This is a genomic window from Dyadobacter sp. LHD-138 (assembly GCF_030929615.1).
In the GTDB taxonomy this organism is placed as follows: Bacteria; Bacteroidota; Bacteroidia; order Cytophagales; family Spirosomataceae; genus Dyadobacter.
This window is the reverse complement of sequence record NZ_JAVFVU010000043.1, coordinates 26384-52694: the sequence shown is the minus strand read 5'-3', so window position 1 is coordinate 52694 and position 26311 is coordinate 26384. Positions and strand designations below refer to the sequence as shown.

At 42.2% G+C, this 26311-nt stretch carries 28 protein-coding genes; 5 read left to right on the top strand and 23 right to left on the bottom strand.

Annotated features, from left to right (window positions below):
* Window position 1: 1 nt before the first annotated feature.
* The 12 genes from RB622_RS25685 to RB622_RS25630 all read right to left on the bottom strand — a co-directional run bounded on the left by RB622_RS25685 (window position 2) and on the right by RB622_RS25630 (window position 12260).
* Window positions 2-883 carry a glycosyltransferase gene (locus RB622_RS25685; RefSeq protein WP_308049630.1) on the bottom strand — a complete coding sequence of 294 codons (882 nt, stop codon included), beginning with the start codon at window positions 881-883 and terminating at the stop codon, window positions 2-4.
* A gap of 89 nt (window positions 884-972) precedes the next feature.
* On the bottom strand, window positions 973-1893 hold the full coding sequence (locus RB622_RS25680) for a phosphatase PAP2 family protein (protein ID WP_308049629.1): 921 nt from the start codon (window positions 1891-1893) through the stop codon (window positions 973-975).
* Complete coding sequence (locus RB622_RS25675) at window positions 1883-2521, bottom strand: sterol desaturase family protein (RefSeq protein WP_308049628.1); 639 nt, start codon at window positions 2519-2521, stop codon at window positions 1883-1885. Before RB622_RS25675 ends, RB622_RS25680 begins: the two co-directional genes overlap by 11 nt.
* A gap of 8 nt (window positions 2522-2529) precedes the next feature.
* Window positions 2530-3099, bottom strand: a complete 570-nt coding sequence (locus RB622_RS25670) for a DUF4833 domain-containing protein (RefSeq protein WP_308049627.1) — start codon at window positions 3097-3099, stop codon at window positions 2530-2532.
* The gene (locus RB622_RS25665; protein ID WP_308049625.1) at window positions 3077-3808 is read right to left on the bottom strand and encodes a CDP-alcohol phosphatidyltransferase family protein; all 732 of its coding nucleotides are present in this window, start codon (window positions 3806-3808) and stop codon (window positions 3077-3079) included. The genes RB622_RS25670 and RB622_RS25665 overlap by 23 nt, the downstream gene beginning before the upstream one ends.
* 16 nt (window positions 3809-3824) lie before the next feature.
* Window positions 3825-6380 (bottom strand): DUF5686 family protein, encoded by a 2556-nt coding sequence (locus RB622_RS25660; RefSeq protein WP_308049624.1) that lies wholly within the window; start codon window positions 6378-6380, stop codon window positions 3825-3827.
* 83 nt (window positions 6381-6463) lie between these two features.
* The gene (locus tag RB622_RS25655; RefSeq protein WP_308049623.1) at window positions 6464-6835 is read right to left on the bottom strand and encodes a GtrA family protein; all 372 of its coding nucleotides are present in this window, start codon (window positions 6833-6835) and stop codon (window positions 6464-6466) included.
* Window positions 6835-7293, bottom strand: a complete 459-nt coding sequence (locus tag RB622_RS25650) for a phosphatidylglycerophosphatase A (RefSeq protein ID WP_308049622.1) — start codon at window positions 7291-7293, stop codon at window positions 6835-6837. Before RB622_RS25650 ends, RB622_RS25655 begins: the two co-directional genes overlap by 1 nt.
* A gap of 195 nt (window positions 7294-7488) precedes the next feature.
* Complete coding sequence (locus RB622_RS25645; RefSeq protein WP_308049621.1) at window positions 7489-8481, bottom strand: NAD-dependent epimerase/dehydratase family protein; 993 nt, start codon at window positions 8479-8481, stop codon at window positions 7489-7491.
* Complete coding sequence (locus tag RB622_RS25640; RefSeq protein WP_308049620.1) at window positions 8478-9602, bottom strand: hypothetical protein; 1125 nt, start codon at window positions 9600-9602, stop codon at window positions 8478-8480. Before RB622_RS25640 ends, RB622_RS25645 begins: the two co-directional genes overlap by 4 nt.
* Window positions 9599-10804: a serine palmitoyltransferase gene (gene spt / locus RB622_RS25635; protein WP_308049619.1), complete on the bottom strand. Its 1206-nt coding sequence runs from the start codon at window positions 10802-10804 to the stop codon at window positions 9599-9601. The genes RB622_RS25640 and spt overlap by 4 nt, the downstream gene beginning before the upstream one ends.
* An 853-nt stretch (window positions 10805-11657) precedes the next feature.
* A complete protein-coding gene (locus tag RB622_RS25630; protein WP_308049618.1) occupies window positions 11658-12260 on the bottom strand; it encodes a helix-turn-helix domain-containing protein in 603 nt (200 codons plus the stop codon).
* A 408-nt stretch (window positions 12261-12668) separates the two neighbouring features.
* Between RB622_RS25630 and RB622_RS25625 the strand changes: the two genes are divergently transcribed.
* Window positions 12669-12866 carry a hypothetical protein gene (locus RB622_RS25625; RefSeq protein WP_308049617.1) on the top strand — a complete coding sequence of 66 codons (198 nt, stop codon included), beginning with the start codon at window positions 12669-12671 and terminating at the stop codon, window positions 12864-12866.
* Window positions 12867-13001: 135 nt separating this feature from the next.
* On the opposite strand, the gene RB622_RS25620 is transcribed toward RB622_RS25625, so the two are convergent.
* The 5 genes from RB622_RS25620 to RB622_RS25600 all read right to left on the bottom strand — a co-directional run bounded on the left by RB622_RS25620 (window position 13002) and on the right by RB622_RS25600 (window position 15819).
* A complete protein-coding gene (locus tag RB622_RS25620) occupies window positions 13002-13763 on the bottom strand; it encodes a HEAT repeat domain-containing protein (RefSeq protein ID WP_308049616.1) in 762 nt (253 codons plus the stop codon).
* On the bottom strand, window positions 13750-13935 hold the full coding sequence (locus tag RB622_RS25615; RefSeq protein ID WP_409021940.1) for a hypothetical protein: 186 nt from the start codon (window positions 13933-13935) through the stop codon (window positions 13750-13752). Before RB622_RS25615 ends, RB622_RS25620 begins: the two co-directional genes overlap by 14 nt.
* Complete coding sequence (locus RB622_RS25610; RefSeq protein WP_308049614.1) at window positions 13920-14180, bottom strand: hypothetical protein; 261 nt, start codon at window positions 14178-14180, stop codon at window positions 13920-13922. The genes RB622_RS25615 and RB622_RS25610 overlap by 16 nt, the downstream gene beginning before the upstream one ends.
* Window positions 14181-14259: 79 nt before the next feature.
* A complete protein-coding gene (locus tag RB622_RS25605) occupies window positions 14260-14802 on the bottom strand; it encodes an N-acetyltransferase (RefSeq protein ID WP_308049613.1) in 543 nt (180 codons plus the stop codon).
* Window positions 14803-15165: 363 nt separating this feature from the next.
* Window positions 15166-15819: a response regulator transcription factor gene (locus RB622_RS25600; protein ID WP_308049612.1), complete on the bottom strand. Its 654-nt coding sequence runs from the start codon at window positions 15817-15819 to the stop codon at window positions 15166-15168.
* Window positions 15820-16361: 542 nt separating this feature from the next.
* Between RB622_RS25600 and RB622_RS25595 the strand changes: the two genes are divergently transcribed.
* From RB622_RS25595 to RB622_RS25585, 3 genes are all read left to right on the top strand, one after another.
* Window positions 16362-18866 carry a T9SS type A sorting domain-containing protein gene (locus RB622_RS25595; protein ID WP_308049611.1) on the top strand — a complete coding sequence of 835 codons (2505 nt, stop codon included), beginning with the start codon at window positions 16362-16364 and terminating at the stop codon, window positions 18864-18866.
* A 123-nt stretch (window positions 18867-18989) separates the two neighbouring features.
* Window positions 18990-19613, top strand: a complete 624-nt coding sequence (locus RB622_RS25590) for a response regulator transcription factor (RefSeq protein WP_308049610.1) — start codon at window positions 18990-18992, stop codon at window positions 19611-19613.
* 139 nt (window positions 19614-19752) lie between these two features.
* The gene (locus tag RB622_RS25585; RefSeq protein WP_308049609.1) at window positions 19753-20652 is read left to right on the top strand and encodes a DNA glycosylase; all 900 of its coding nucleotides are present in this window, start codon (window positions 19753-19755) and stop codon (window positions 20650-20652) included.
* Window positions 20653-20693: 41 nt separating this feature from the next.
* On the opposite strand, the gene RB622_RS25580 is transcribed toward RB622_RS25585, so the two are convergent.
* Window positions 20694-20981: an Ada metal-binding domain-containing protein gene (locus tag RB622_RS25580; protein WP_308049607.1), complete on the bottom strand. Its 288-nt coding sequence runs from the start codon at window positions 20979-20981 to the stop codon at window positions 20694-20696.
* 194 nt (window positions 20982-21175) lie between these two features.
* On the opposite strand from RB622_RS25580, the gene RB622_RS25575 reads away from it, so the two are divergent.
* Window positions 21176-21697: a DinB family protein gene (locus tag RB622_RS25575; protein WP_308049605.1), complete on the top strand. Its 522-nt coding sequence runs from the start codon at window positions 21176-21178 to the stop codon at window positions 21695-21697.
* A 129-nt stretch (window positions 21698-21826) separates the two neighbouring features.
* On the opposite strand, the gene RB622_RS25570 is transcribed toward RB622_RS25575, so the two are convergent.
* From RB622_RS25570 to RB622_RS25550, 5 genes are all read right to left on the bottom strand, one after another.
* Complete coding sequence (locus RB622_RS25570) at window positions 21827-23092, bottom strand: hypothetical protein (RefSeq protein WP_308049603.1); 1266 nt, start codon at window positions 23090-23092, stop codon at window positions 21827-21829.
* 23 nt (window positions 23093-23115) lie between these two features.
* Window positions 23116-24024 (bottom strand): hypothetical protein, encoded by a 909-nt coding sequence (locus tag RB622_RS25565; RefSeq protein WP_308049602.1) that lies wholly within the window; start codon window positions 24022-24024, stop codon window positions 23116-23118.
* Between the two features lie 10 nt (window positions 24025-24034).
* Window positions 24035-24610 (bottom strand): hypothetical protein, encoded by a 576-nt coding sequence (locus RB622_RS25560; protein ID WP_308049601.1) that lies wholly within the window; start codon window positions 24608-24610, stop codon window positions 24035-24037.
* 3 nt (window positions 24611-24613) lie between these two features.
* A complete protein-coding gene (locus RB622_RS25555) occupies window positions 24614-25123 on the bottom strand; it encodes a sigma-70 family RNA polymerase sigma factor (protein WP_308049600.1) in 510 nt (169 codons plus the stop codon).
* Window positions 25124-25462: 339 nt separating this feature from the next.
* On the bottom strand, window positions 25463-26158 hold the full coding sequence (locus RB622_RS25550; protein WP_308049599.1) for a hypothetical protein: 696 nt from the start codon (window positions 26156-26158) through the stop codon (window positions 25463-25465).
* Between the last annotated feature and the right edge of the window lie 153 nt (window positions 26159-26311).

Here is a 26311-nt window from a genome sequence, read left to right as displayed (position 1 = left end):
ATCAAGTCAGCTTATTCAATTTTTGAAATAATTTATAGGGAAAGGATAACGTCGCAATACGAGATTTTCTGGTACTCCAGATTATTTTCAATAGTTGGATTTTTGAAAAATATTCTTTTTGCAGGGATTGCTGCAAGAAAATCTCAAACGCATTCCGCTCAATTTGTTTTAATCGATTCTCGGGCAAGTTGTCAATATTAACGGGAAGAATGTGGCTCCATTTTTTGTGCACCTTAACGATCTCTTCCATCCAGATTTTATTAAATTTCCCCTCAGAGAAATGTTTCAATAGAATTTCGTAAGTCACCATTACTTTATGGGTCCGGCCTACGGATAATGAAAAATCAATATCATACCCATGAAATTGACTTAGCATTTTTTGGTCAAACGGGTTTTGCAAAGCAATTGTTTTTCGCGTACACAGCCAACATCCGTCAACACAAGCGACCGCTGCCGACTTCTCATGCCTAGGGTTTCGATAATCGTGCGCATCCGCTTTATCGGTATACTTAAAACCTTGAATTAGATTACAATAAAACCCGCCATTGATTTCAAGATCATAATTATACCAACTGGAAGGAGTCAGCGATTTATACCCACCGCCTGCAACGCCTACCAGACCAAGCCGTGCATCAGCGTTAAACAGGTTCACAACTGTTTTGCCCCATTGTTCTGTAATAAATTCGATATCTTCATGCATGAAGCATAGCAAATCGTACTTAGCTACTTTTGTACCGGCGTTGTACAACGCACATATTCCCTTTTTTCCATCACTGTTATTAAATGAAATAATTTCATAGGGCACGCCAATGGTGTTTTGGATATTGCGTTTGACCTGATCCAAAGCCTGCGCATTGGCAGAACATATTACGATTGATATCATGATATTTCAACGTCAATAGCCCAACAAAATTGGTCTATTGACGTTATTAAAAATTAACAAATATTTCTGCACAAAACCATCACGCGTATTCATGACAAAATCTTTCTGAATCCATAACGCACGATGATGATACCGGTAATCGCGCAACTTATTCCCGCCAGCACGTCCAGCACATAATGATGGCTCGTATAAACGGCGGCAAACCAAATCCCCGGCAGCGTGATCCCAATCAAAACGACAACACTCTGGTTGATCTTACTTTTGACTGCGTAATACAAGGCAATTAGCGGGTAGGATGAATGCAAAGACGGCATTGCCGCAAATACATTTGAGCTTTTTGCATAGATTGACCTAAAAATGCCCACATTAAAAAAGGAATCAAAGCGCGATAACCCGGCCGTATTTCCCGGCGTATTGGCAATGAATTTGAACCCGTATTGCTGGCTGTACCAAGGCGGCGCAGCAGGATAAAGATAATAAATCACAAAACCGATCAGGTTTACAAGCAAAAATGTAAATGCAAAATTGAAAAACTGAGGCCGGTTTTTGAAAAATAAATACCCTGCAAGCGATAACGGAAGCGGAATCCACGTGAGGTAAAAAAGCCCCGACATCACATCCAGAAAGGGGTGCTGGTGCTTGATCCAGAATTCATTTGGTGTCAGCCTTGCCGGACCGGAATGAATGCCGAAAATGGATTTTTCCAGTTCATAAAGACTTTTGATATGGACGCTGTTGTAATTATAGTTGGGAAAAGCCTTCATATAATCAAACAAAATCCAGTACACGATGAAGATGGAAAATGCAGTAATGAATTTACGTGTGGATTCCGAAAAAAAATAAAACCCATTGGTGATCACCAAAAGAACAACCTGCTCACTTCTGAATCCTATCAGGTACCTGGACAGCAAAAGATATCCGACGGACAGCCCAAGCATCATTAAAAGCGGTTTGGGACCGTAGAAATCGGGTTTCGCAATGCTCACTGTACTTCCTAAATTATTGATCATTTTTTTTGTTTAAAAAATCGGAGCTAAAAACTCTATCCCATAACGGAGAACTCACCCCATATCCTTTCGTGGCATCGTCGTAATGATGAAGCATATGGTGTTTTTTCAGTTTTTTCCAGAATTTGCTTTTGAAATTGGCATGATGCAGCATGTAATGGGTCATATCATAAAACAGATAACCGCTCATAAATGCTGAAAAAAAAGCCGCCAGCGGACCCGTTTCCAGAAAGAACGAGAACAAGTAATAAAAGGCGGCCGATAAAGGGATACTCACCGACGGGGGCATCACCAGTCTGTGCGTATCACTCGGATAATCGTGGTGAACGCCATGGAAGATAAAATGGATCCGTTCCAATGTTTTATTCCCATGCTTAGGTTCCAGATGAAAAACGAACCTGTGCATGATGTACTCCGTAAGCGACCATACAAACAGGCCAAACAAATAATACAGTGCAAACAAGGCCATTGAAAGGTGCTGTTCCCAGATTGCCTTCCACGCGAAATAAAGAATTACGGGAATGAAAATAAACAATGGCACGGAATAGTGCACTTTAGAAACGGATTCCAGGAGATCGCTTTTGAACATCCTAACCGATTCTTTGGAGTTGGATATGTAGTTCTTAGGCATGACACAAATCAGGAAAATTTAGTAATTCTTTCTACAACAGTTTTACCAGTCGCAGGATCAGTACCCGTCACCTCGATGTATTTTACATTGGGAACCCAGAAAGTTCCGCCGTCGATTCGCACAAAAATTTTAGTCAGGACACATTGCCTTTGATTAATTTGCATGAAAACCTGGTATTTATTATTCGTCCCCTTCTTTAAATATAACGGAGTTTTAGCGTAAGCAACTGATTTTAACTGAAAATAATCTTTACCGGATTTCTTAACTATAATTCCGTAAGCAAATTTTCTCTGAAGATAGTTCAATTCCTTACGCATTCCGCCCTCAGGATAACGGATCCAAAACGGGTGAACCGGGTTGTCTTCGTCCAGTCTACCTTTTTCATCAACATTTAATTCGTAGCAGATGGTATTCGTATTCGGATCTCTTTGTATATAAAAAAGAAGATTGGGTAACTTGGGCACCGGGAAGGTATCAACGGCCGAAACAGTCAGATTTTCACGGTTTTTCTTGTCGGCAAATGCCATTGTACTTGTTGCGAACACAGCAGCAAGACTAATGATTAATAGAAATCTCATCGGAATCTTTTTTATCCAATATTTTTTTTACACTTAACAATCGGTTAACGGCGGTGATGTTGGTGAGAACGGCCATGATCGTAATGGGAATTGTAAAAATTGACATTGTTTCAAATACATGGAAAGGTAATCCGGGAATAAAAAGTTTATAATCCCCACCAATATAGCCCGATGCAACACCACAGGCAATTGCAGAAACCCCGACCAGGACCACCCTTTCCGGGCGCTGCATCAACCCTTCTTTACATTCTACCCGAAGGCCTTCCGCTCTGGCGCGGGTATAACTCACCATGACCGAACCGATCAAAGCGATGAATGCGAACAGCGAACTGAAAAAATAATGATGGCCAACGAGATAATAACAAATACCGAGGAACATAACCATCTCACTATACCTATCCAGAACAGAATCGTAAAAGGCTCCGAAAGTAGAGCTCATATTACCCAGCCTGGCTACCTGCCCGTCGAGCATGTCAAAAATCCCTGCAAACAAAACCAGAAACCCTGCCCAGCCGACATACCGAAAATCACCCCGGTTGCCCTCTTCCACACCAACAATAAAGATCACGGCAACACCAATGTTCAATACCAAACCAATGGTTGTGACCATATTGGGTGTCAGTCCGGCTCTGATAAGGAACCTGACAAACGGATTGATCACTTTATAGATGCCTTGCTGTAAGGCAACTCTTAACTCGTCCTTGTTCATTTTAAACATTTTTACACTAAAAATCCAACTTAACCCTTGCCCTGATCCCCCACTCCGAAACATTGGGATTGTCAAGATAGTTGAACCGTTTAACCAAATCAACTCTTAATAATTTAAAAATATTCGCTATCCCCACACTTCCTTCCATGTAAGGTTCCTTATTAAGAGAATAAGTGGCTGATGTTCCATCCGGATTTGTCAAAAAGCGGTATAGTTCCGGGTTATTCGCCGGATTGTTTTCACTTCTCAAACCCCCGTACACACCTTTAAATGCTACGACTTCTCTCAGTTTCAATCTTTTTAACAACGGTATCTTATTAAAAAGAAATCCATTCAAATAATATTCAACACCTAAACTCGCATAATGATCACTGACAAACTCTAAAAAGTTCATCAGGTTATAGGAACTCAGCTGATACGCATAACTCTGGTTCGCCCTGTGAATCGTCAGCAAAGGGAACGGAATATTTTTTCCAATGATGTAACCTCCTTCAGCCGTAACATCCGCGTAGCCCAACTGGGAAAGGAAAAACCGCTTGGCGACATTACCCGTAAAATTATGATAGCTCGTTTCCCCCTGAAGAAACCCCTTGATCCCCGTGCTGTATCTAAAAGTGAACACCGGGTACTTATTAGGAATCGGAATACGGTATAATTTCCCCTGATAATATTGCTCCTTCGGTGCATAACGCAGCTCAAGACTAGCCTCAGCATTCGACAGTTTCGGAATATTAACGAGTCCGTCGCTGGTTGTATCGTAACGCTGGTACAGCAGTGCGCCCGCCGGGCTCTGTGCCCACTGCGTGAATCCGAGCTTGTAGGAAATCCGGCTCGGAAATTCCCGAACGTATTCGAATTTATAAATATCGTTATACAGCCAGCGGTCATTATTCCCCCGCTTAAATGACAGCAAGAAGTTATCTTCCTGAACGAACTGTAATTCCTGACCTGGAATCTTTGTGTCGCGCTGGTAACTCACCCGGAAATAATGCAGCGGAAAATGGTAAACGGATTTATTATTAAGCGAATAAGTCCCGCTCAAAAAATATTTCCATTTCATGTCCTTAAACCCGTAAGCCGCATAGGTCTCAAAATAAACCCGCTTGCTGAACTGTGGCGTAGTCCTTCCTCCGAAACGTAATCTTAAACCTTCAACCGGGTTAAAACTGTAAAAGGTGTTCACCGGCCCGATTTCCAGAGCGCCCAAAGACTTATACCCTGCAAACAACAGCGTACCGATATCCATTGTACGTTTAAAAGATTTAATTGTCTGAAGCGTATCTACATTCTTATAAATCTCCACTTCCCGGTGTTCCAGGGGGATATGTCTTGACGAAACCCAAAAGTCCGGATTTTTCTTTTCGCTGGCATTATAGACGATTTCCTCGGAAGGCCCGTAGTAAACACTGTCCGGTTTTGGCTGGTTTATTTCATAGTCCTTAAAAGTCACCGTTCGCTGACCGTAAATCCCGCCGCCCTTGTCCCCGAATGCAAACTCCATCCCGAGCGTGCTTTTACTCATGTGATATCTGCCGTCCGCACTTTTTTCAAATTCCAGCTTGGCTTCCAGATCACGCATGAAGTTAAGGTTGATATCCTTATTCACAGTCAGATACGCATGCTGGACCCCGTAATGTCCGTCAAGCGTGATGTACAGTTTCCCCTGAAACAGCAGATCTGTTTTGTTACGCGGGATAAAGCTTAATTCAATCAGCCAGGGCTGTTGTGTTTTGATTGTATCCGTAATAAAAAACTTATAAAATGTCGGAGCACTGTTTGCTATCGGGCTCAGTAACAAGTTTGTAACTACTGAAATATTATTGTTGTAGATATTGATATCTTCATAAAGTCTGTTAAAATAAGTGCTCAAACCATCGTTGTCGATAAAGCGAGCGTCATACTCTGCACGCTGATCAGCCAGGACGCGCTGCTTTTTCTTATAAGGATTCTTACGGAAATAGACCTGCGAAAGGCGTTCTCTCAAATAAGCCGGCAGCATGTTCTTTCCACCGATCGTACTCGAATCCTGCTCGGTAAACAAAAACTGATAGTTTCTAAAAATACGTCTCTCCTTGAATTTATCCGATAAGTTACTCAGTGCCAGCGATATTTTTTCATACTGCTCGTATTGCACAAAGTCGTTGGCATCCATCTGATTTTCCTTTTTGTGGTCAATCACCTTCTGGATAAGCTCAACGGCCGGATTGTTCCGGTTTCGGTAACGCGCCTTTCCCTTGATGACAACCTCGGTCAGCATGGCGGCATTTACGCTCAGTTTCACATTGATAACCTGTTCTTTTCCAGGAACTATCGTTTTCACTACCGTATTATACCCGATATAACCAAACTGAATTTTCGTGTGGTTTCCTTCAATTTTTATCACATACCTCCCTTCGTCATCTGCCTGCGTGCCAAAGATCGTTCCGGGAATCAGGACGTTGGCATACGGCAAAGTCTCTTTGGAGGCAGAATCCGTAAGTACTCCCCTGATGATTGTAGTTTGTGCGCGGACAACGTCGGCTCCAAACAGCGTCAGAAGGAATATTCCAATTATTTTAAATCGTATTGACATTGTAAATGTTTTTTGCGCCTCCATGCTGTGGGCTTAATCGCTGGAGTACCTTTCCCTTTTAAATCTTATTTTTCATCTAAAACCTATCTGAAAACCAGTTTTTTCTGAAAGACATAGTTATAGCCAAAACCTACAACAAGTGCTACCAATGCCTTCGAAACGACGTAATTCCAATTCGTTCCGTGTAAAATCAAGTACATCCCGCCTGCATTAAGTGCCAAATTTCCGACCCAAACCAAAAAATATTTGAAAGCCTGAGCACCCATTTCTCTACGGGCTGCGTCGAATACCCAATACCGGTTTATCATGAAATTGGCCACTCCACCGCAGATTGTACCTGCTATACTACTATTAAACGGATCCTGACCAAAAAAGTTCACCAGAACGATTGTAGTCGAAAAGTCGAGAAATGTAGCTATCAAAGAAGAAGCCTGCGCCTTGATAAACGTTAACATTACAAGAGATTGAATCTAAATACGATTTGTAGAAGAATGTTTGCACAAATACCCGCCAGCACATCATCCAGCATGACGCCCCATCCGCCGGGCAACTTTTCTGCTTTTCTGATGTAAAAAGGTTTAACGATATCGAAAAACCTAAACAGGATAAGCCCTGTTACAATGTAAGCACCTGTTGCAGGTAAAAATAATAAGCTGATACACATCCCCGCGACCTCATCAATCACCACCTTTTTATCATCTTTTCCCCAAAAAGGCTCAACAGCACCTGAAGAAATAACCCCGACTATAGTAATGACAAGCGTGAACCCTACTGTAAGCCATGGATCTGGCAAATACATGGTGTGCCAAAAATACCAGCAAACACACGCAACAACAGCGGCCACTGTCCCCCCTCCTTTTCCGACATATCCTATTCCCAAGGATGTTGCAATTATTTTATGCAACTGACTCATTATTTACAGGTTAAATCCAATGCTACCAGGTTCATACCTCCCATTCGGGTAAGCGAACCAATCTTCCGTCCCTGACCTTAATATTTATTCAGCTATCACCAAGCTCCAAGTCAGGAAAGCAAGATGTTTGAATCGATTCCCGGAGGCCTGATATAATGATCTGAGTCAATCATAAGTTTCGATTTAGAGGTGATCTCAAAGCCATTTATTCTCTGTATACCAAGGTATTGACTCTGCCAATCCTGTTTTTAAATTATAAATAGGATTGTAATGCAAATCCCTTTTCGCTGCTTCAATACTACAAGCCCAATTGGGTGCAGTAAGTTCATTCAGTTTTTCTTTATTTAACACCGGCGTCTTTTCAGAATTGGCATACGCCAGCTCCATTAAATTGGCCACCACTTTTACGATCCCCTCCGGAATGTGAAAACGTAACGTTTTTTTCCGAAGTAGTGCCTTAAACGTATCTGCCAGCTCATATCTGTTGTAGACATTGCCATCAGAAATATTATATATGTGCTCCTTTTTATTTTCAGCTTTCAGGGCAAGCATGGTCGCATTGACCAGATCCTGAACATAAACAAAACTGAAACGCTGAGGGTTATTTCCAATGTAGGCATCCAGTCCGTCCTGCAACATTTTGAATACGATAAACAAATCCTTTTCTCCCGGTCCGTAAACGGCCGTTGGCCTCAGCACTACCATGGGTAGCTCAATGTCGGCCAGATATTGTTCCGCCAGAAGTTTGCTTTTCCCATAAGCTGTAACCGGATTAGGTGTCCTGCTTTCCAAAAAAAGCTGATATTCCTGATAGGCAGATGGCCCCTGGGCTGCAAGACTGCTTAAAAAGACAAACTTTTTAAGGTCAATTTTCGACTCTACCGCGGCTAAAGCCAGATTTCTCGTATAACCCGCATTAATCGTATTGTACTCCTCCTGATTCTTTGCTTTGGTTGCACCTGCTGCGTGTACAATATACGTGTACTGTCCCTCTTCCAGATGTTTGGCAAGCGATTCTTTCGATCTGAAATCCGGATAAATATATTTTGGAGCTAGCGAATCCAGTTGTGACAACTTGCTCGTGGAGCGCACAGCCGCATGGACTTCAAGTCCTGCGTTTTGCGCCGCTTTTATAAGGTGATAACCTATAAATCCACTGGCACCCGTTATCAAAATCCTTTCACTCATATTTCTTTTTCAAATAACCGGTAACGTTTATATAATTCCCCGTTCATCTGGTCCAGTGCCCGGTTCATCATATGGTTCTCTTCCAGCATCCATGAGCATTCGCCCCCTTTGATATTGGTACCTTTCGAGTTTTTGATAATCCCGCCGTACAGACACGCTTCAATACCCATTTTCCGGTACTCTTCAATGACACCCAGTGTGAGAATGCGCAGCATGTCTATCTTCTTTTTCAAAAACAAAAGCTTGAAAATACCGGTCGGCAACAATCTTCCCTTTTTTATCTTGATAAGGATCTGGTTGATATCCGGAATTGCCAGAATAAACCCGACGATCTTATCATCCTTCTCTGCAAGCAAACAATAATCCGGGTTCAGTATCATTTTCAAATCCTTGGCCAGATATTCAAATTCCGCTTCGGTTGTCGGCACAAAACCAAGGTTTTCTGCCCAGGCAATGTTGTAAATTTCACGGATCTTAACGACTTCATTTTTAAAGTCTTTCAGATTAACCTTTCTGATCACAATGCCGTGCCTTTCCATCAATCTGTTCTGAAGCGTGTCCAGCATTCTGATCGACTTATCGTTCACCGACTCGTGCATTACTTTATATGCCAGCAAATCCGTCTTTTTTTTCAGACCAATGTTTTCAATAAGTCTTAAATAATATGGCGCATTGTACGGCATCATCGCAACCGGCGGCATATCAAATCCTTCCACCAAAAGTCCGCAAACATCATTGGTGGAAGGATTTGCCGGCCCAACAAGTTTGTTTAACCCCTCCTGCTTCAACCAATCAATGGCACTTTTAAACAACAGATCCGCCGTTTTCTGATCATCGATACAATCGAAAAAACCAAAAAAACCATCCTTTGCCCCAATAAACTGATTGTGATTCCGATTGTGTATCGCAGCGATACGACCCGTTATTCTGTCGCCAGCAAAAGCCAGAAACAGCTGCACTTTTGAATGCTCATAAAAAGGATGTTTACCAGGTGAAAGCAAGTCTCTTTGCCCAATAAATATTTCCGGAACGTAGTTCACATCATCCTTATACAGGTCGTGCGGAAAATCAACGAAACGGTCTAAATCCTTTTTTGAATTAACGGGTAAAACAAGGGTCATACACTTTCAGTAACAGGGTAGGAATATATTTGTTTATAAGCCTTCGACATTTTATCTACGGCCTCTTCTATTTGTTCAAATGTATGGGTAGCCATCAAAGAAAAGCGGATCAGTGACTCAGTCGTGTGTACCGCTGGCGATACAACCGGGTTAACAAATACGCCGTCTTCATGCAAAAGCTTCGTGATATGGAACGTTTTTTCGTTATCTCTGATGTAAATCGGCAAAATCGGACTTTCTGTACGTCCCAGATCAAAACCACTTTCGAGCAACAGTTTTTTGGCATAGTCCGTATTAGCCCACAACTTCTCGATGTGCTCGGGTTCGTTCTGAACAATTTCAAGACATGCCAAAACGCTCGCAACCGACGACGGCGTCATGCTCGCACTGAACATCAGCGCGCGGGCACGGTGTTTCAAAAACTCAATGGTTTCAGCATCAGCGGCAATAAACCCCCCAAGCGAAGCAAAGGACTTGCTGAACGTCCCCATAATAAGGTCCACTTTATCGGTAAGCCCAAAATGCGAAGCAGTTCCGGCACCATTGGTTCCGATAACGCCTAAGCTGTGCGCGTCATCCACCATGATACTTGCTCCAAATTCATCCGCAATTTCAGCCATCTCAGGAAGTTTGACAATGTCACCCTCCATGCTGAAAATCCCGTCCGTGGCAATAAGCTTTATGGCGTCCTCAGGAAGGTTGCGAAGCTTATTCCTCAGATCAGCCATGTTGTTGTGGTTGTACTTAACGACTTTTGAGAACGACAAGCGGCTGCCATCAATAATGGAAGCATGATTCGCGTCATCAAGGATCAAATAGTCATTCCTTCCTGTGATGCAGGAAAGGGCACCCAAATTAGCCTGAAAACCAGTGCTAAAAAGCACTGAAGCCTCTTTTCCGGTGTAAGCCGCCAATTTCTCTTCTAACTCTTCATGGATGTCGAGTGTTCCATTCAAAAATCTGGACCCGGCGCAGCCAGTCCCGTATTTTGTAATGGCTTCACGGGCTGCCTCTATGACCTTCGGATGATTGGTTAATCCAAGGTATGAATTAGAACCAAACATAAGAACCTTTTTGCCATGAATGAATACCTCAGTATCCTGACCTGACTCAATTGGTCTAAAATAAGGGTACAGCCCCTTCTCTTTAATTACCTTCGAATCTCTGAATTCAGAAACCCGGGCATGTAGTTTATTCCCCATAAATATTTAGTGTCAGAAACATGCACCTACTCCCTGATTTTCAGCTCGTCCAAGTGGTTTATGCATCATTTTCGTCATTAAAAAAGTAATTTAATCAGATTGTGGCAATGTTAACGCAACGTTTCGCCTGCATTACCTAACATGTTTACTTCAATAAAGGTTTTTACTTGAATTGATTTATTTAAAAAATTTATAACAAAAACAGTTTTTATTGAAATACCGTGAAAATAATCGAGCCGGATAAAGACAATTCCGCCCGCTCACGGATGTAACCACAAAACCCTGTTTCTGCCGTATTTAGCGCGAACAGCCCTTAATTCAATACTTTTCCGCAATGCCGCACTGGTAAAATAACCCTATTTTGATCACTTTTGTACTGTCAGGACAAATATAAATAAATTGCACTTTTAATACTTTCTTTACAAGAATATATTCAGCTTTCTATAACAACCAATGTTATTAAATCTATAAGAAATTATTAACTGGCAAATAAACCGTATTTCTTTTAGTTAAACCGTCTATATCTTTAGATTATGGTTATTTTAATTTCTATTTAATCTTGACACCGGCGCACATGCCGTTATTCACCAGAACATAAGTCTGACATTATCACTAAATTAAGAATTAAAAAAGATAAGCAGCTATAATGATATCGGTATTCGCAGATTACTTCTTCTTAAATTATTCTAACAAACTAATTTGGTCACAAAATGACTCACTCCCTGAATGCTTCCCAGCCGCTTCGTCTTTTCACGACGTCGGCAGTCAGACAGATCATTCCGATTCTTGTTACATTTTAAAATTAAAATCATAGACCGTCTCCGTATGCCAGTCGAAGTAACCAGCTCAAAAACTAACTTTTCTTAATACCATTCATAACAAGCTGCAAAAGCAAGCTCAGGTAGCTATGCATTTCATCCAGCTTGTCGTACATCAACAGGTCAAATTCAATTCCTCTTTGCGCGCTTGCCATCACAAATGCAAGTTTCTCCAGTTCATCTTCACTTAATATCCTGAACTCTCCACTGATCATCCCGTACTCAAGAATACTTTTGAGGATAATCATTTCCTTTTCATCGTACTTTTTACGCCAATGACAATCTCCGCCTGTTGCAAACAACGATTCGCGCGTTTCGGAGACCAGAACGGCATATAGATTTGCCATCTTCTTCATCATTTCAAAACGCTTGATATAAAATGTCTTGAATTTTTCCAGAGCCGTTGGCGCCTTCGATATTTCCCCTTTCAGCATTTGAAAAAACTGATCTTTTTCCCGGCTGATGATCGCGTCAAATATTTCTTCCTTGCTTTTAAAGTAATAATAAAGCGTACTTTTCCCCTTTCCGGCATCCTTCGCGATATCCTCCATGGTTGTTTTACCCAACCCGTATTTCTGGAAAAGCTTATCGGCCCCCTCCAAAATCTTCGCCTTGATTATCTCATCTTTATTTAACATCTGGTCTTGTTATTTTTTCGACTAAAATCGAATAATGGTCCAAAATTAACTTATACCCAAGACAGAACAATACATTTTTGCTAATAATTTCAGCTATTCTAAATAAAGTACCAACCCGTCCCTTTATTATTTAAGTCAGCAGCGATTTTTTTACTTGAAAACAGCGAAAAACAGGACATAGAAAAATTTCTATAAAACATATTGAAATATAATGCAAACATCAGAAAAACAGGTTAAATTCACGTGTCATAAGTCCTGCAATTGCCGGATTAAAACAAAGAGAATACGTGACTACTTAGTTAATGGTTAGGCATTCAAATTAATTTCGACAAATTTCGCATTTTAGAACTACCAGCAGCAATCTTAATAAAATACAGGTAACCATTTTCATTATTTTAACCCAGAACTATGCAAACTGATCAACATTCGTTTTCCGAAATTAACCGGCTTCTCGAGAAGTACATGACTGAAATTGAGGCGTCGGAATTAAAACCACTGGCAGCGAATATCTATCTTACGCACGCCAAAAATTTTGTCCGATGGATTGAAGGAGAGTTCACTCCCGGCGGACGACTGGAAAAAAACAAGGAGAAAGTCGCAAGTTAATTCTTCATTCCCTCAAAGCACGCTACACACACTATAACCTGTATTTTACCGGTTATCGAGCAATCCGGATCTCAGCCAGGCCGTCAAAATAGTGTTCCTTTTACCGCTTCTTTGAAACTTAGTTCCAAGCGTATCTTATTTCTGATAATGGGCCGCGATGTAATCCACCGCTTCCTGTTGACTCAGAATAGCAAAATCTTTGTAACGCTGATGGACATCCACAATTTCATCCAGCGCTTTTTCCACGACCTCTTTATTATCCCAGGTATTCAAGGCTGCAATCACCGAAGCGAGACAGTCCTTTTTGTAGGCGATCTGCCCAAGTACATGTACCAGGGTATTTCTAACTCTTGCCGTTTTATCAAACTGAAGCTCCTTTAGGAGTGGAAGAATGTCCTCAGGATGTGTTCGGCCGCGCAGCTCTATACCATGACAGATTTCCCGGCGAATTTCCTTGTCCTCATGATGGAGATATTTTCTTGCCCATTGCAGGACCGGAGCCGGATTCTTCTCTCCCATTTTCTTGATTGAGCCAATTACCGCATTCCGAACCGCCGGATTTTCATCAAACAACCCGGTGTCAAAGAAATACTCCACAACCAGAAAATCAGACTTCCCGATTTCACCTGCCGAATTAATGACCGTTTGTCTGACCTTAAAGTCACCTTCGGTGAGCAGATTGTTCAACAAAGCAATAACAGCCGGCTGACCTGCCTTGTTTTCCTTATACAGTTTGCCGATAGCCAGGTAACCCGACTTTCGGATGTAGGTATCTTCATCCGAAAAATACCTCAATACCCTAGCCGTTTCTCCCCGCCCGACATCCTCACGAATCTCGTTATTGATCGTTTCGACGACACCTAGCCGTTCTGCCTTGGATAAATTATAAAAACTCATTTTTGCTATACATATCAATATTGACAATTTCCATGATATAGTCCGGCTTTGCCAATTCCGCGAAGCCGAATTGCTCGTATAAGGTGTGCGCGTCAGCCGTCGCAAGCATCCATCTTCTAAGATTTTGCAGATCAGGATGACCTTTAATTTCCTCCATTAACCTTTTAGACAAACCATGACCGCGATATTTCGGTAAGATAAATACGTCCCCAAATAAGCAAAAGTCGTATAGTCGCTGATGATCCGGGCGAAACCAATTTGATTATCTCCATCATAAACACCAAAACAAAGTGAATTTTCTATGGATTTTTCTACAAACCCTACGGGAATATCCTTCGCCCAATAGCTTTCTTTTGATAGGAACGCGTGAATAACCGGAAGACTTAATTTCGTTTTATCTGTTGATATGGTAAACATTTTTTTCGCTTTTGGGCGGTAAGTGATCAGACTATTTACGATGCAAATTACAGAATGGGATATTAACGGCCGATACTCTTCAAAACGATTTCCTGTCAAAATTGGCATTAAACCAGGCCATCGGAATGTCTGCCTCAAAGGAACCAGATTTGGTGTCAATTCTCTTTTCAAAACGTCCCTCCTGTTTGAAACCGATTTGCTGATAAAACGCCTGAGCCCTTGTATTGCTTTCCCGGACTATCAGCTCCACTCTCAAAATATCATTTCTGACTTCTTCAATATGTTTCAGCAAAGAGCTGAACAGTAATTTTCCAATCCCCTTCTGCTGAACATCCGGATGGACCACAATCGTCAGTTCACTTAATATATGATTAAAAACAGTTGGCTGCAATTTATAACAATGAATCTCTCCCAATAATTGCCGGTCGTTAACAGGATTTTCGACTACCAGACAAATTCCGTTCTCGCAGGATTTTTCCAGATTCCCTCTTACATAGTCCGGCGTTATCTCACCGACTTCGCGGGCAATACCACCAGCATTCCTGGCTACTGCTTTGTAAAGGCTCATAATTCCTTCCACATCGCTGATGTCAGCAAACCTTGGCATATAAATCGTCTTCAATACTACTTCGTTTAAATGTATTAGTAAGCAACAGGTTAAGGTCAAATCCGAAGATAGTTAACCTTTCCGGCTTACCCGCCGATTCTTACCGGATATTTCTGTCCCCTTTCACTTTTAGCACTTTTCCCTGGCTGATATTATTTTTCGTTAAGAAGTTGTTTAAACTTATCAATAATCCCGAAGGGATGATCATTTCCCCCATCCATCTTATGAAATTTGGATGAACAGTGGAGCGAAAGAGGCTCAGCGCCATTGAGGTGCCCCAAAAAGTTTTACGCGCCATTGCATGGTATGGCACCAAAACCGCACCCCTTGTCCGTAAAGAACCTGGCGTTACACAAAAACGGTATAAACCTTTCTTTTTTAGTTACCAACAATCAATCCCGTCCGCAGGGCATAGGCCAGTAATTCTGTTATCGAGCTACATTCCGTTTTGGCCAGCATATTTTTGCGATGCGTCAGAACGGTATGTTTACTTAGGTTCAGCTCGTCGGAAATTTCACCGGTACTTTTCCCCCAGGAAATCTGAGTTAAAATTTCAAGCTCCCTCGGCGTAAAATCCACAACCGTCTTTTCTGCCTTTTCTTTTTCCAGAAGACTGCTGATATGCGGTGAAAGATACAACTCCCTCCGCAAAATGGAATTAATACAGGCAATTACCTCTTCGGATCCTTCTATTTTACTGATAAACGCATCTACTTTCTGAGCGAGAATCTTCCTTATCAACGCCGCGTTGCTTAGGCTGCTTACTACCACAATCCTGACCGTCGGACAAAACCTGCGTAGATCTGCAATCAGGTGGATCACATTGCTATTCGGGACAAAATAATCCGTAAAAAGAAAAATATTCCCGGAAGGTTTCTGGGCAAAATATCTCAGTATTTCCTCCTCCGTATTAAAACAGTTAACAGCCGAAAAAAAACCGGTTCTTTCCAGTAACATTGAAAACGTGGCGGCAAACAATCCGTGGTCCTCATATATCACAGCAGTACCGGTTGTGTAAATTTTACTATGCATACGGTATTGACATATAGAACTTAATCCTTTCTACAAAAAAGGAAATTATAGAATTTTTTCGAAATCTTATAAAAAACACTATTAAAAAATACCTCATATCAGGTATTCGCATCCTCAATATACCTCGTTTGGTGTATTGGCAGTGATGTGTGCTTCCTCGACATTTGTATCATCACTTCATGCATGTCAAACAACACTTTTCATCAACTAAAATTATGGCACATCTATCTGTTATTCAAACAAGTATCTATACAAAAATTCACTTCCGAAGACACCTCCATCCAACGGTGTCCCAAAATGTCATTTAGTCAAAAACCGCAAACCAGTTTACTCGAAATCCACAAACCATGACTACCGTCAGAATTTCACCGCTGATTTTCTATCGATTGTAATATAGAAAATATTATAGCAGAAAGAGCGACTATTCCAGTCAAAATTATTTAACAACCCTCATCAAACAAATTTCCGGTAAATGACGGAAAGAAACTGCCGTGTACCGGAATCCGGCTCTCACTTGTACAATTATTAATCCTTCTTACACTATGCGAACGCTTTACCAGTTTTCAAAAAAATCCTGCCTGCTATCGGCATTATGCCTGAGTCCTTTATTAGCCATTGAGACAAAAGGCCAAACCAATATCACCTCGCCTGTTATTTCATCGATTACAGGTACTGCTTCAAACTATACGGCGCAAGCAATGCAGCCCCTGAGCAGTGACGTACTACCTGCTACCAATGCCACATACCACTTTGGAACAAACAATAAAAAACTCACTTCCTTTAAGGTAGGGGACGGTACTTACAATTTGCAATCTTCTCAATCACCCAGCTCGGTCGTACTAAGAAGAAACATCAGCAGTGGTTATCAGGCACATGGCACCGGGGCATTGTTTCCCAGCCAGCAGGCCATACCTTGGGGTGATCGTCAAAGTTTTTACGCCGAGGGTACCCTATCGGGAACCACTTTTACATTAATACCCTCTTATCCGGGAACACCCCTAAGTGCTGCAAATCTTGAAGGAAACATTGCATTGATGAACGGATTTGCCAATGTCGGGACCGATAATACTTTTGTAAATCAGGAATACAACGCCGACCCGAATGACGGAACAAACGGGGCAAAAGCAAACGTAACGGCCAATAACGTCGAAAGGATAGATTTTCTATGGAACACTGGAATCGCCGTGACGATTGGAAATATCAATTCCAGTGGCATAATCCTGGCTAACCGCGGCCAGAACGATGACGCCATAAAAATCGCTGCCATAAAAGCATTAAGTGGCGGAACTAACACCGGTGCAGGCACGAATTATCTATATGACGACGTACTGAGCTTCAACAATACATGGACACAAAAAGGTGTCAATGGCGGGGCTTTATCAGGCGCTTACACGCCGACAACGATTATTTCCCAAATGTCCAGCATTGCGTTAAGAAGAAGAGATGAGGCTGGTTCCGCAACAGTCAATGATCAACTTTTGGCTGCCACCCGCCCTACCGTCGTAAATTCAAATATTACGATTCAGGATGTCAAGGCCATGTTTTTATCTTTCGCAGATCTCGGACTTTCCATTGGTGATACATTCCATGGCTATTCAGTGCTACCCAACGATGCCAATGTGGGAGGTGACAGCAGGAAGGTAAACAGCTTTTTAGATACAACTATTTACCCTACCAATACGCCAAATGACGCTAACGGAGCCGATTTGAGCGCGATCAACGGTTATTTCCTGGCACAGAACCTAAGCGGGACAATCTGGAACGACGCCAATGGCAGTGCCGCCGGAACTTTTACCAACATAAAAACCGGTGCTGAAACGGCTACGAATGCAGGGGGGCTTTTCGCAATCCTGGTCGATGCAACGACAGGAAAAGTACTGATGAGCACGGCCGTAAAACCGGATGGTACTTATTTGTTTCAGGGCGTGCCTCCAACAACCAATGTGAAAATCTACCTGAGCACAAGCAATTATACGGCAGGCCAAACCGGGCCCACCACGTCGACACTGCCAACAGACTGGATCTTCACTTCGGCGCCATCTTACAGCGGGACTTATGGATTTTCAACCGGCAATGCAGACATTACAGGCAAAGATTTTGGCATCGAAAAAATCCCGGTCGCCGTAACACAAAACTACATCCTGCCAACACAACCAGCCGCAAATTCGGCCATTACGCTTAACGGAACAGGAACCATCAGCAGCCCTGGCCCTTTAATCGGGTCTGATTTTGAAGATGGTATGTACAATGGAATCAGCGGAACCAACACGGTCATCATTCAGACATTGCCTACGCACGGAACATTGTATTATGATGTCAACGGCGATGGAGTTCTGTCACCCTCGGAAGCCGTTACCGCCGGTCAAACCATACCGTCCTATAATCCTGACAAACTGATTGTCAAGTTTACCGGAAGCGGTTACACAAGCCTAACCTTTACCTATTCAGAGGTTGATGCAGCAGGACAACCCAGCGTTCCGGCCAATTACACCATTTCATTCCCAACTCCCCTGCCTGTGAAACTTGTCTCATTTTCCGTAAGTCAGGAAGGAAATTCGGCGCAATTGAACTGGACGACAGCCGGAGAAATCAACGCCGATCGTTTCGAGATCGAACGTAGTGCTGATGCAAAAACGTGGAATTATATCGGGAAAAAGTTAGCAAACGGTACAAGTATATCAAAGATAAACTATTATTTTGCTGATAATACTCCTATCAGCGGCACAGTTTATTACCGCATTAAAATGATTGACAAAGACGAAACCTATGCTTTCAGCCACATTGAAAGTATCAGGTCGAATACCATCTATTCGCTGGTAACGGTTTACCCTAACCCGGTCACTGAAAAATTATATATTCAAAATGTACCCTTAGAAAAATTAAAAGAAGTTTCCATAGTCAATGCATCCGGAATACTCGTATACAAATCGGCCTCTGTTTCAGGTGAAGGAATCAGTGTAGAGAATTTTTCAACCGGTATCTATATTGTTAAGGTTTTACAAACAGATGGGACACTTGATACACAAAAAATAATCGTTACCCGATGAAGTTTGGCTCAGAACTTAGAGCCTGAATCTTACAGTAAGGAAAAACAAAATTGCTTAACAATCACCTTGCCGGCCATATCGGTAGGGTGATTGTTTCTCATTCTCACCTTGAATCTTTTTAGTATGTTGATAATTGCACTGATTGATAAGCATCCCATCCTTCGTCTTGGGTTGTCCTTTTGTTTGAAAAAACATTTTATTGAAGTTATCGTGAAAGAGGGCAATGATATCATTGAATACAATGAATTAAATCCGGCGCTTACACCAAACCTGATCATTCAGGGTATTAATGAAAATCCAAAGGAAAGCAACTTTCACACGGTTGAAAGGATAAAAGGCTATCACCCAAAAACCCCCATCATTATCTACGATGAGAATCCAATGAATTTTAAAAAAATGCCATACCTCGAATCCGGGATTAATGGTTACGTTTTAAAACAAAACGACATAGGCGAACTTCTGGCTTGTATTGATGCTGTTTTAAACGGAAAATATTACATCAGTCCTCAACTGCTGGAATACCTATCGGAGGCATTTGTGAAGAAAAAAAAGATACATGATGAAAAGCAAAACCTCCTTACCAAAAGGGAGCAAGAAGTGGCCAAATATCTCTGCGAGGGCATGCAAACTTCATCTATCGCAACAAAAACGGGGCGAAAAAGCTCAACGATCAGTACGATCAAAACCAAAATATTTAAAAAACTGGGCGTTAAAAACACACTTGAACTCCGGGATTTTCTGGAATAGGACTTCAATTATTTAGCGCCACCAAAACCGCAAGATCCGGCATGGAAAGGTAATTTCCCTCCAATACCTTTGTTATGCAGATGGGTAGCTATCGAAACTTCAATTGGATAAAAAAAAACCCTTGGCGCCCATAAAACTGATGAACAAATATATCGTTTCAATTCCGCTGGAATCCTCCTTTAGCTTCACAGAATGCCTGTGGTTTCTGAACCGAAATTTTGACGATTGCCTGCACACCATTTATTCCGATCGCGTCAGAAAACCCCTGTTTATTAACGGGAAGCTTATTTTAACGGATATTTTTCAGAAATCAGACCAGCTGTTTATTGAGATTATTTCCGGCGATTTTGACGAAAGCGATGCCCCGCTCATTCAGGAATACATTTCTGAATGGTTCGATCTTAACCGTGATATAACACCGTTTTACAGGCTCTTATCCAAGGATCCCCGGTTTTCTTACATGAACCAGGAATTCGCAGGACTGAGGCTCATTGGCATTCCTGATCTTTTTGAAGCATTATGCTGGGGCATTATCGGTCAGCAGATCAACCTGACATTTGCCTACAAACTGAAAAGGCGCCTGGTGGAAAAGTATGGAACACATATGACATTCGAAAATGAAGAATACCACATTTTCCCTACCTGTGAAGCTTTGGCACGTGTTGATCCTGAGGAACTCAGAGCCATGCAGTTTTCTGCAAAAAAGGCGGAATATCTCATAGGCCTGGCCGGAATATTTGTCAAAAAAAAGCTCAGTAAGGAAATATTAACCGCGCTGCCAGATTTCCTTTCCCGACAAAAAGCACTTACTTCCGTCAAGGGAATTGGCATATGGACGGCCAATTACGCACTCATGAAAAGCCTCAAAGAGCAGTCGTGTATACCCTATGGTGACGCCGGTTTAATGCAGGCGCTATTTTCACACCAGGTTATTGAAACAAAAAAAGACACACAGCCAATTAACCGCTTCTTCCGGGATTTTGCGGGCTGGGAAAGTTATCTCGTATTTTATCTATGGAGAAGCCTGGCTAAAAAATAACGCTCTGTTTTAACCTTAAGTCGACCTTCGTTTGCTTATACTCAACTTTTTTCAGCATTACCTGCCCAGCTCTTTCCAGCCTTCCAAAATTTATATTGTTCCGGCATACAGTTTCCACAAGGCCGGTAGCCCAACCCGATTGCCTCCTGCTCGTCCCTGAAAAAAACGCGGTTTTCCAATTTCATTCTCCTGCCCGCACTGCATCGCAATGTTCCATATATTCCATTTTTTTTATAACCGCCCAGTGTAACTTCTCCGCTTCTGATCAAACGGCCTAGGGCGCTCGACCGGTCAGATGCGCTGTTCCCCAGTGTTTCGTGTTTAACCATGTTTCCTAATCCGGGTATAATATCTGCAAAAATAGGATTTCATGTCTCGCCTTTCAACCCGGATCTTGCGGTCAAAAGCCAACTTCGCGAGATAAGTTCATTATTAAAAAAATTCCTGCCCCCTACTGACATACGGTTGTCATTTCGCGGTATTTCATTTGTGTATAAATATTAAAACGCAAAACCTTAGACACATGGAAAACAACATCACATCCGCAATTGAGCTTACTGCAGTACCCGGTTTTATCTCGCGCGACGCCCTCCTGGAACACTGGCAGGGACACAGACGCCTTACACGTCAGGTTATCGACGCATTCCCGGAAGAAAAACTCTTCAATTATTCTATTGGCGGCATGCGTACTTTTGCGCAGATGTCGATGGAATTTATTGGACTCGCAGCTCCTGGGATTCACGGTATCGCTTTCGGGAACTGGACATTCGACAACCCGCCACTGGCTTCCAATACGCCACCGCCGGCAACAAAACAGGAAATTCTTGACTTGTGGGATATGGTTACCGAAGAGATAAACAAGGTTTGGCTACAAATTCCTGCCCAGCGTTTTCAGGAAAACGACCGCGCTTTCGGGCAATACGAGGGACCCGTCAATGCTGCTTTACTCTATTTAATCGATAACGAGATTCACCACCGTGGACAAGGATACGTTTATCTTCGTTCGCTGGGCATAGAACCGCCAGCGTTCTGGAACAGGTACTAAACGAAAGGGTAGATCTGTTCTTTTGGAAGGCCGGATCTGCCTTTTTCATCAAAAAAATCAAATCTTTTTGGTTTCTTCACGCAGTGACACAAGCCATTTATTCTATGACGTTTGTATAAGTAATGATAACTAAAAGGCGAATCCAAGACCCAGATTCCCTCTAAATCCGGTTGACTTATCCTTCGAATATTTCTCCCTTTTGAAATTGTAAGAGGTATTAAAGTCCAGGTAACCATGGCGAAAAAGCCTCTGCTGAAAACCGACAAGCGCACCAATGTAAAGCGTATTACTTTTGATATATTTATTCGGATTGTTGTCAAATAAAGTGTTGTGCCGACCGGAATACACGTTATATTCGGTATTCAGGCCCGTATACATTCCAGATAAGCCGTTTCCACCCTGCCCCCTCATTTTACTCCGGTTTTGAAGAAAATAATACCTCGGCTGAATGGTGAAAAACTGCGAAATCTCCGTGCCGAAATCCGCAGTATAGGTCTCATAGGCCATGTAACGCCCCGGACCATCGGTATAGCCCCACCCTTTGCTCAAATTAATATCATATTGAAAGTTTACAGAAAAGGGAGACGACATGATTTTATGCTCATAGGCTACACCAAATCTCATTCGGTTTAAATGGCGACCAAACGTCAACTCGGGCAACTTAATTTTCCACTGATTGCCGATATTCTCGTCACATAACAAAATATCACATAACGGCGACTTATTCGATCTTTTCCAGTCTCCGAAAGCATAGCCAAAGCTGGCCTGGGTTGAAAAAGCCCAGAGCGCATCCAGGTCATACTCAAACCAGGGGCTCCTTTTCTGAAATGCCACCGCAAAATCAATAAAACCCCAGTTCAATACGCGCCTTTGAAATCCGAACTTTATGCCAACGGTCGGCTCGTTTTGCAAGATCCTGAGCGCGCCGGGCAGCGTATAGTTAAGAGCCACATAATTTCCGCTGAAATTATTGGCACTCTTTCCGGTCCGGATTCTCCTTTTCATATTGACGAACCACCGCAACTGTGCATCATAAACGACATTTTTAAATACAAATTCAGAAGGTATTTCGATGACATAAAACGGCAAATGCCCTGAAAGCGCAATAGAAAATGCAGGGAGAAACTTAAACTCGTAGCCAATCGCAAGCGAGGAATTATTGAAGACTTTATCGTCGTTAAACGTAAACTGGATAGGCTGATAATACTGCGAAAGTCCAATTTTAAACATATGCCGCGTAGGCACTTTAGTCATAAAAACATTTTCATAACGGTCAATGAAACGTTGTTTGACCAGTGTGTCGGCTTCCTGGCTGAAGATAATTCGGGTACTGTCCTGGGCAAATAGTGTGTGAACTACTGATAAAAAAAGTAAGAGAAAAAAGCTCTTTTTCATGGCTAATGTTTAGGAAAGCGGCACTATTTTATGGTCAGGTTGCCAAATTCCGCGCTGATCCGGACGTTGGCCAATTGATTTTTAGAGTAAAATGCATCTTTAAAATCAGGTGTATTCCGTTTCCATTTAAAACCGTTAGGAAGTTTCATGGTCGTGTAAGCACTGTTGATATCGTAGTCGAATTGCTGCCAGTTTTTTGTAACCATCGTCACCACCGCTTTTTTGGACTGTATCGCCAGACTGGTAAGTCCGGGTGACGGAGATATCTCCACGTTTCCATACAAAGTATTCATGCGGATCGCGCCGCCAATATTTTCCAGACTAAGATTCGTATGATCACTCGAAAAAGAAAAAGTACCGGTAATCTCAATGGCTCTCAATGCTCCGAAAGAGGTTTCAAAAAATCCTTTCCCCTTTATATTCAGCAGCGAAGTGGTACAAAAATCTGCGCTCAGTTTAAGGTTATTGGCTAACCCTTTCATCTGAATCGTCCCGAAAGTATTTTTCAGATCTACGGCACAGGTCGATGGCAAATGAATCACATAGCGAGCCTTAAGATTCGACAGCGGCTTGCTTTCTCCTTCTTTCAGCAGAATGTAATTTCGGAGAAAATAGTCTTTCCCGCTCCGGTCGGCAATGTATTGTATCTTACCAAGATCACTAGTCGCGGTGGCTTTGTCGGGATGCCTTGCCGACAATTCCAGCACGATTGCTATTTCAGTCTTATCCCAGGCGATCAATTCAATATCGGCCTTTTCTGCATTAATGTAGAGTGTCCGTATAGATGTGGCTGCGACAGTTTTTTCAATCGCTTTCGTAGCAACCTGCAAAACATGCTGCGCCTGCGCCGTTTGAAAACCGCTAACAGCCACCCAACAGAGGAGGATTGTTAAAACCGGTCGTTTTCGGAAAATATTTATATCTGATTTCATGATCTTAGGTCTAAATCATTTTGGCCATTTCGTTCAACACCTCTGCTTTTTCCTGCTCCACTAAACTAAACTGGCGGACCAATTCCGGCTCTGTATTATAAGTACCCATCGCTTGCTGCAATTGCTCCGTCGCCGTTTGCAGTTTTTCATATTCCTCTTCTAATCGCTTAAAATTCTTGTCGTTGCAAACCACTGTTTCTACTTCACAATACGCTTTCAGCTTTTTATACTGCTGGTCAGTCTCCAGATCCTTTTTAGCCAGCAAGCGTTCATCAACAATTTCCTGCGAATAGGCAACCGCTGGCGCCATATTCTGTTTCGAAGCCCATAAGCCCGTAATCCCACCGATCAGGATAACCGCTGCCGCATACCACCAGGCCATATTAATACGGTTGCGACCAGGAACTTTAGCTTCAATCGCGTCCCAGATGTGCGCGTCCGGCTCAAATACCGGAAGTTCTTTCAACCCATTTTGTAACGGTGCCTCGTTTAATTGTCTGTTAATTTCCTGCCAGATATGATCTGACGGTCCGGAGGAAGGAAGTTTTGCCAGCGCCTCCCGCAAATTATTTATGTTATATTCCATAGATCATCTTGATGTAAGCATACTCCGCAATTTTCTTTTTGCATGGAACAACTGCGACTTTGAAGTTCCTTCCGAGATATTGAGTATCCCGGCAATTTCACGGTGTGCATAGCCTTCTATTTCTGCCAAAACGAATATCGTCCTGAATCCGTCGGGCAGCGTCAGGATAGCCGTCTGGAGATGTGCCACGTTGATGTCAACTTCCGCCCAGTCGATACTTTCGCCCGTTTCCTCATCGGCATTCTGCCAAATCACGACACGTTTCTTTTTCGTTGATTTCCTGACCACGATCTGCTTGATCCATGCCCCCAGCGTCGCATCCCCGCGAAACTGGTCGAGATGCCGAAAAACTTCCAGAAAAGCATCCTGCAACACGTCATTCGCATCGTCATAGTCGCCGGTAATCCGGTAAGCCAGGGTATACATAGCATTTTTGTACCGGTCGTACAAGAGCCGCTGCGCAATCCGATCATGTAAAAGGCAACCGGTAATCAATTCTGCCTCCGTCGTCATAGGGAGTTTTTAAAGTATTCGGATTAAAGAGGCCTGTTTGGCATACAAAGGTTGTATACAGCGCGAAAAATAAATCATTTCATTGACAAAGCAGCGCAACAATGTCGGCTCCCGATCGTTTGAAGCCGTTTTATGCATTCCGTAAAATTTCTATTTTTATAAATACGGGCAAAAAGACTTTGTGTGATACCAGGGTAAAAAGTGCCATTTTGTTCTTCATCGAAAACCGCTTCCGCTTAGCAATACCTTTTTCAAAAGACAGAAAAAAAATGGTAATTTTCACATTTCCTTCCGAAAACATGAAACCACCATTTTCAAAAATCAATAATAGGGTTACTGTTAAAAGGTACTGCAAAACTGCAATACCTTTTTCAGCTGCGCTTCCTCGTTGAAATTGATATCGTTTTGTTTCAAATAGTTGGATAGCGCTGTTTTATTTTTATCAAAAACTTTAAGCAGGTTCGCTCTCCTGGCGATGTGAAATACATGATTCCGATCAATGAAGTAATACTCCGTCTTAAATTTATAATCGGGATTAACGGTATTGTTTTGCCAACGAAATTCTCCACCCTGATTTGAAATCAGCAGCGCAGTGGGCGTTGCCGCTTCCGGATTGGCCACATACTTCTGCTCCGAAACATTTGTCTTATTCCCCTTCACAACCAAGTGTGTCTTTTTTACCAGCATAATATTGCCAAAATCAGCAACAAGCTCCATGTCTCCGTTGTCTTCCTGAGCATAAAAAATATTTTGATCTACGGTAATGTAGTCAATCCTGCCTTTGTTTGTCATCACGAGCGTGTCCTTGCTCCCATCGATAAATTCAATGGCACCGTGCAGGTAATTGTAGTTTAACTTAGCCTTGCTATGTTTTCCGTTTTTAAAATAAACCGTCCCTTCCCTAAACGCATTGAACTGATAAACCACCTGGGCCGTAACACCCCCGTCCGGACAGCAATTTGTTGTTCCCGCTAACGCAAAATCAGGCAAAACAACAAGAAAAAACGCCAGCAATAAAAGAAAGAAGGGCTTCATGGGTGAGCTGTTTAAAATTGTGAGACCAAAAGGTTTACATGCGTTCAGGAATTTATATAAGGATGTGATGCTAAGCATATTATACTCTATTTAAAATAAAAAATATCAGAATATTTTTCAGCCCTCACAATAGTCAAAAAAAATCCCTTCACT

Bases quoted from the DNA above. Each gene is read 5' to 3' on its own strand.
- RB622_RS25685 (WP_308049630.1), bottom strand. From the start codon at position 883: ATGATATCAATCGTAATATGTTCTGCCAATGCGCAGGCTTTGGATCAG.
- RB622_RS25680 (WP_308049629.1), bottom strand. From the start codon at position 1,893: ATGATCAATAATTTAGGAAGTACAGTGAGCATTGCGAAACCCGATTTC.
- RB622_RS25675 (WP_308049628.1), bottom strand. From the start codon at position 2,521: ATGCCTAAGAACTACATATCCAACTCCAAAGAATCGGTTAGGATGTTC.
- RB622_RS25670 (WP_308049627.1), bottom strand. From the start codon at position 3,099: ATGAGATTTCTATTAATCATTAGTCTTGCTGCTGTGTTCGCAACAAGT.
- RB622_RS25665 (WP_308049625.1), bottom strand. From the start codon at position 3,808: ATGAACAAGGACGAGTTAAGAGTTGCCTTACAGCAAGGCATCTATAAA.
- RB622_RS25660 (WP_308049624.1), bottom strand. From the start codon at position 6,380: ATGTCAATACGATTTAAAATAATTGGAATATTCCTTCTGACGCTGTTT.
- RB622_RS25655 (WP_308049623.1), bottom strand. From the start codon at position 6,835: ATGTTAACGTTTATCAAGGCGCAGGCTTCTTCTTTGATAGCTACATTT.
- RB622_RS25650 (WP_308049622.1), bottom strand. From the start codon at position 7,293: ATGAGTCAGTTGCATAAAATAATTGCAACATCCTTGGGAATAGGATAT.
- RB622_RS25645 (WP_308049621.1), bottom strand. From the start codon at position 8,481: ATGAGTGAAAGGATTTTGATAACGGGTGCCAGTGGATTTATAGGTTAT.
- RB622_RS25640 (WP_308049620.1), bottom strand. From the start codon at position 9,602: ATGACCCTTGTTTTACCCGTTAATTCAAAAAAGGATTTAGACCGTTTC.
- spt (WP_308049619.1), bottom strand. From the start codon at position 10,804: ATGGGGAATAAACTACATGCCCGGGTTTCTGAATTCAGAGATTCGAAG.
- RB622_RS25630 (WP_308049618.1), bottom strand. From the start codon at position 12,260: ATGTTAAATAAAGATGAGATAATCAAGGCGAAGATTTTGGAGGGGGCC.
- RB622_RS25625 (WP_308049617.1), top strand. From the start codon at position 12,669: ATGCAAACTGATCAACATTCGTTTTCCGAAATTAACCGGCTTCTCGAG.
- RB622_RS25620 (WP_308049616.1), bottom strand. From the start codon at position 13,763: ATGAGTTTTTATAATTTATCCAAGGCAGAACGGCTAGGTGTCGTCGAA.
- RB622_RS25610 (WP_308049614.1), bottom strand. From the start codon at position 14,180: ATGTTTACCATATCAACAGATAAAACGAAATTAAGTCTTCCGGTTATT.
- RB622_RS25600 (WP_308049612.1), bottom strand. From the start codon at position 15,819: ATGCATAGTAAAATTTACACAACCGGTACTGCTGTGATATATGAGGAC.
- RB622_RS25595 (WP_308049611.1), top strand. From the start codon at position 16,362: ATGCGAACGCTTTACCAGTTTTCAAAAAAATCCTGCCTGCTATCGGCA.
- RB622_RS25590 (WP_308049610.1), top strand. From the start codon at position 18,990: ATGTTGATAATTGCACTGATTGATAAGCATCCCATCCTTCGTCTTGGG.
- RB622_RS25585 (WP_308049609.1), top strand. From the start codon at position 19,753: ATGAACAAATATATCGTTTCAATTCCGCTGGAATCCTCCTTTAGCTTC.
- RB622_RS25580 (WP_308049607.1), bottom strand. From the start codon at position 20,981: ATGGTTAAACACGAAACACTGGGGAACAGCGCATCTGACCGGTCGAGC.
- RB622_RS25575 (WP_308049605.1), top strand. From the start codon at position 21,176: ATGGAAAACAACATCACATCCGCAATTGAGCTTACTGCAGTACCCGGT.
- RB622_RS25570 (WP_308049603.1), bottom strand. From the start codon at position 23,092: ATGAAAAAGAGCTTTTTTCTCTTACTTTTTTTATCAGTAGTTCACACA.
- RB622_RS25565 (WP_308049602.1), bottom strand. From the start codon at position 24,024: ATGAAATCAGATATAAATATTTTCCGAAAACGACCGGTTTTAACAATC.
- RB622_RS25560 (WP_308049601.1), bottom strand. From the start codon at position 24,610: ATGGAATATAACATAAATAATTTGCGGGAGGCGCTGGCAAAACTTCCT.
- RB622_RS25555 (WP_308049600.1), bottom strand. From the start codon at position 25,123: ATGACGACGGAGGCAGAATTGATTACCGGTTGCCTTTTACATGATCGG.
- RB622_RS25550 (WP_308049599.1), bottom strand. From the start codon at position 26,158: ATGAAGCCCTTCTTTCTTTTATTGCTGGCGTTTTTTCTTGTTGTTTTG.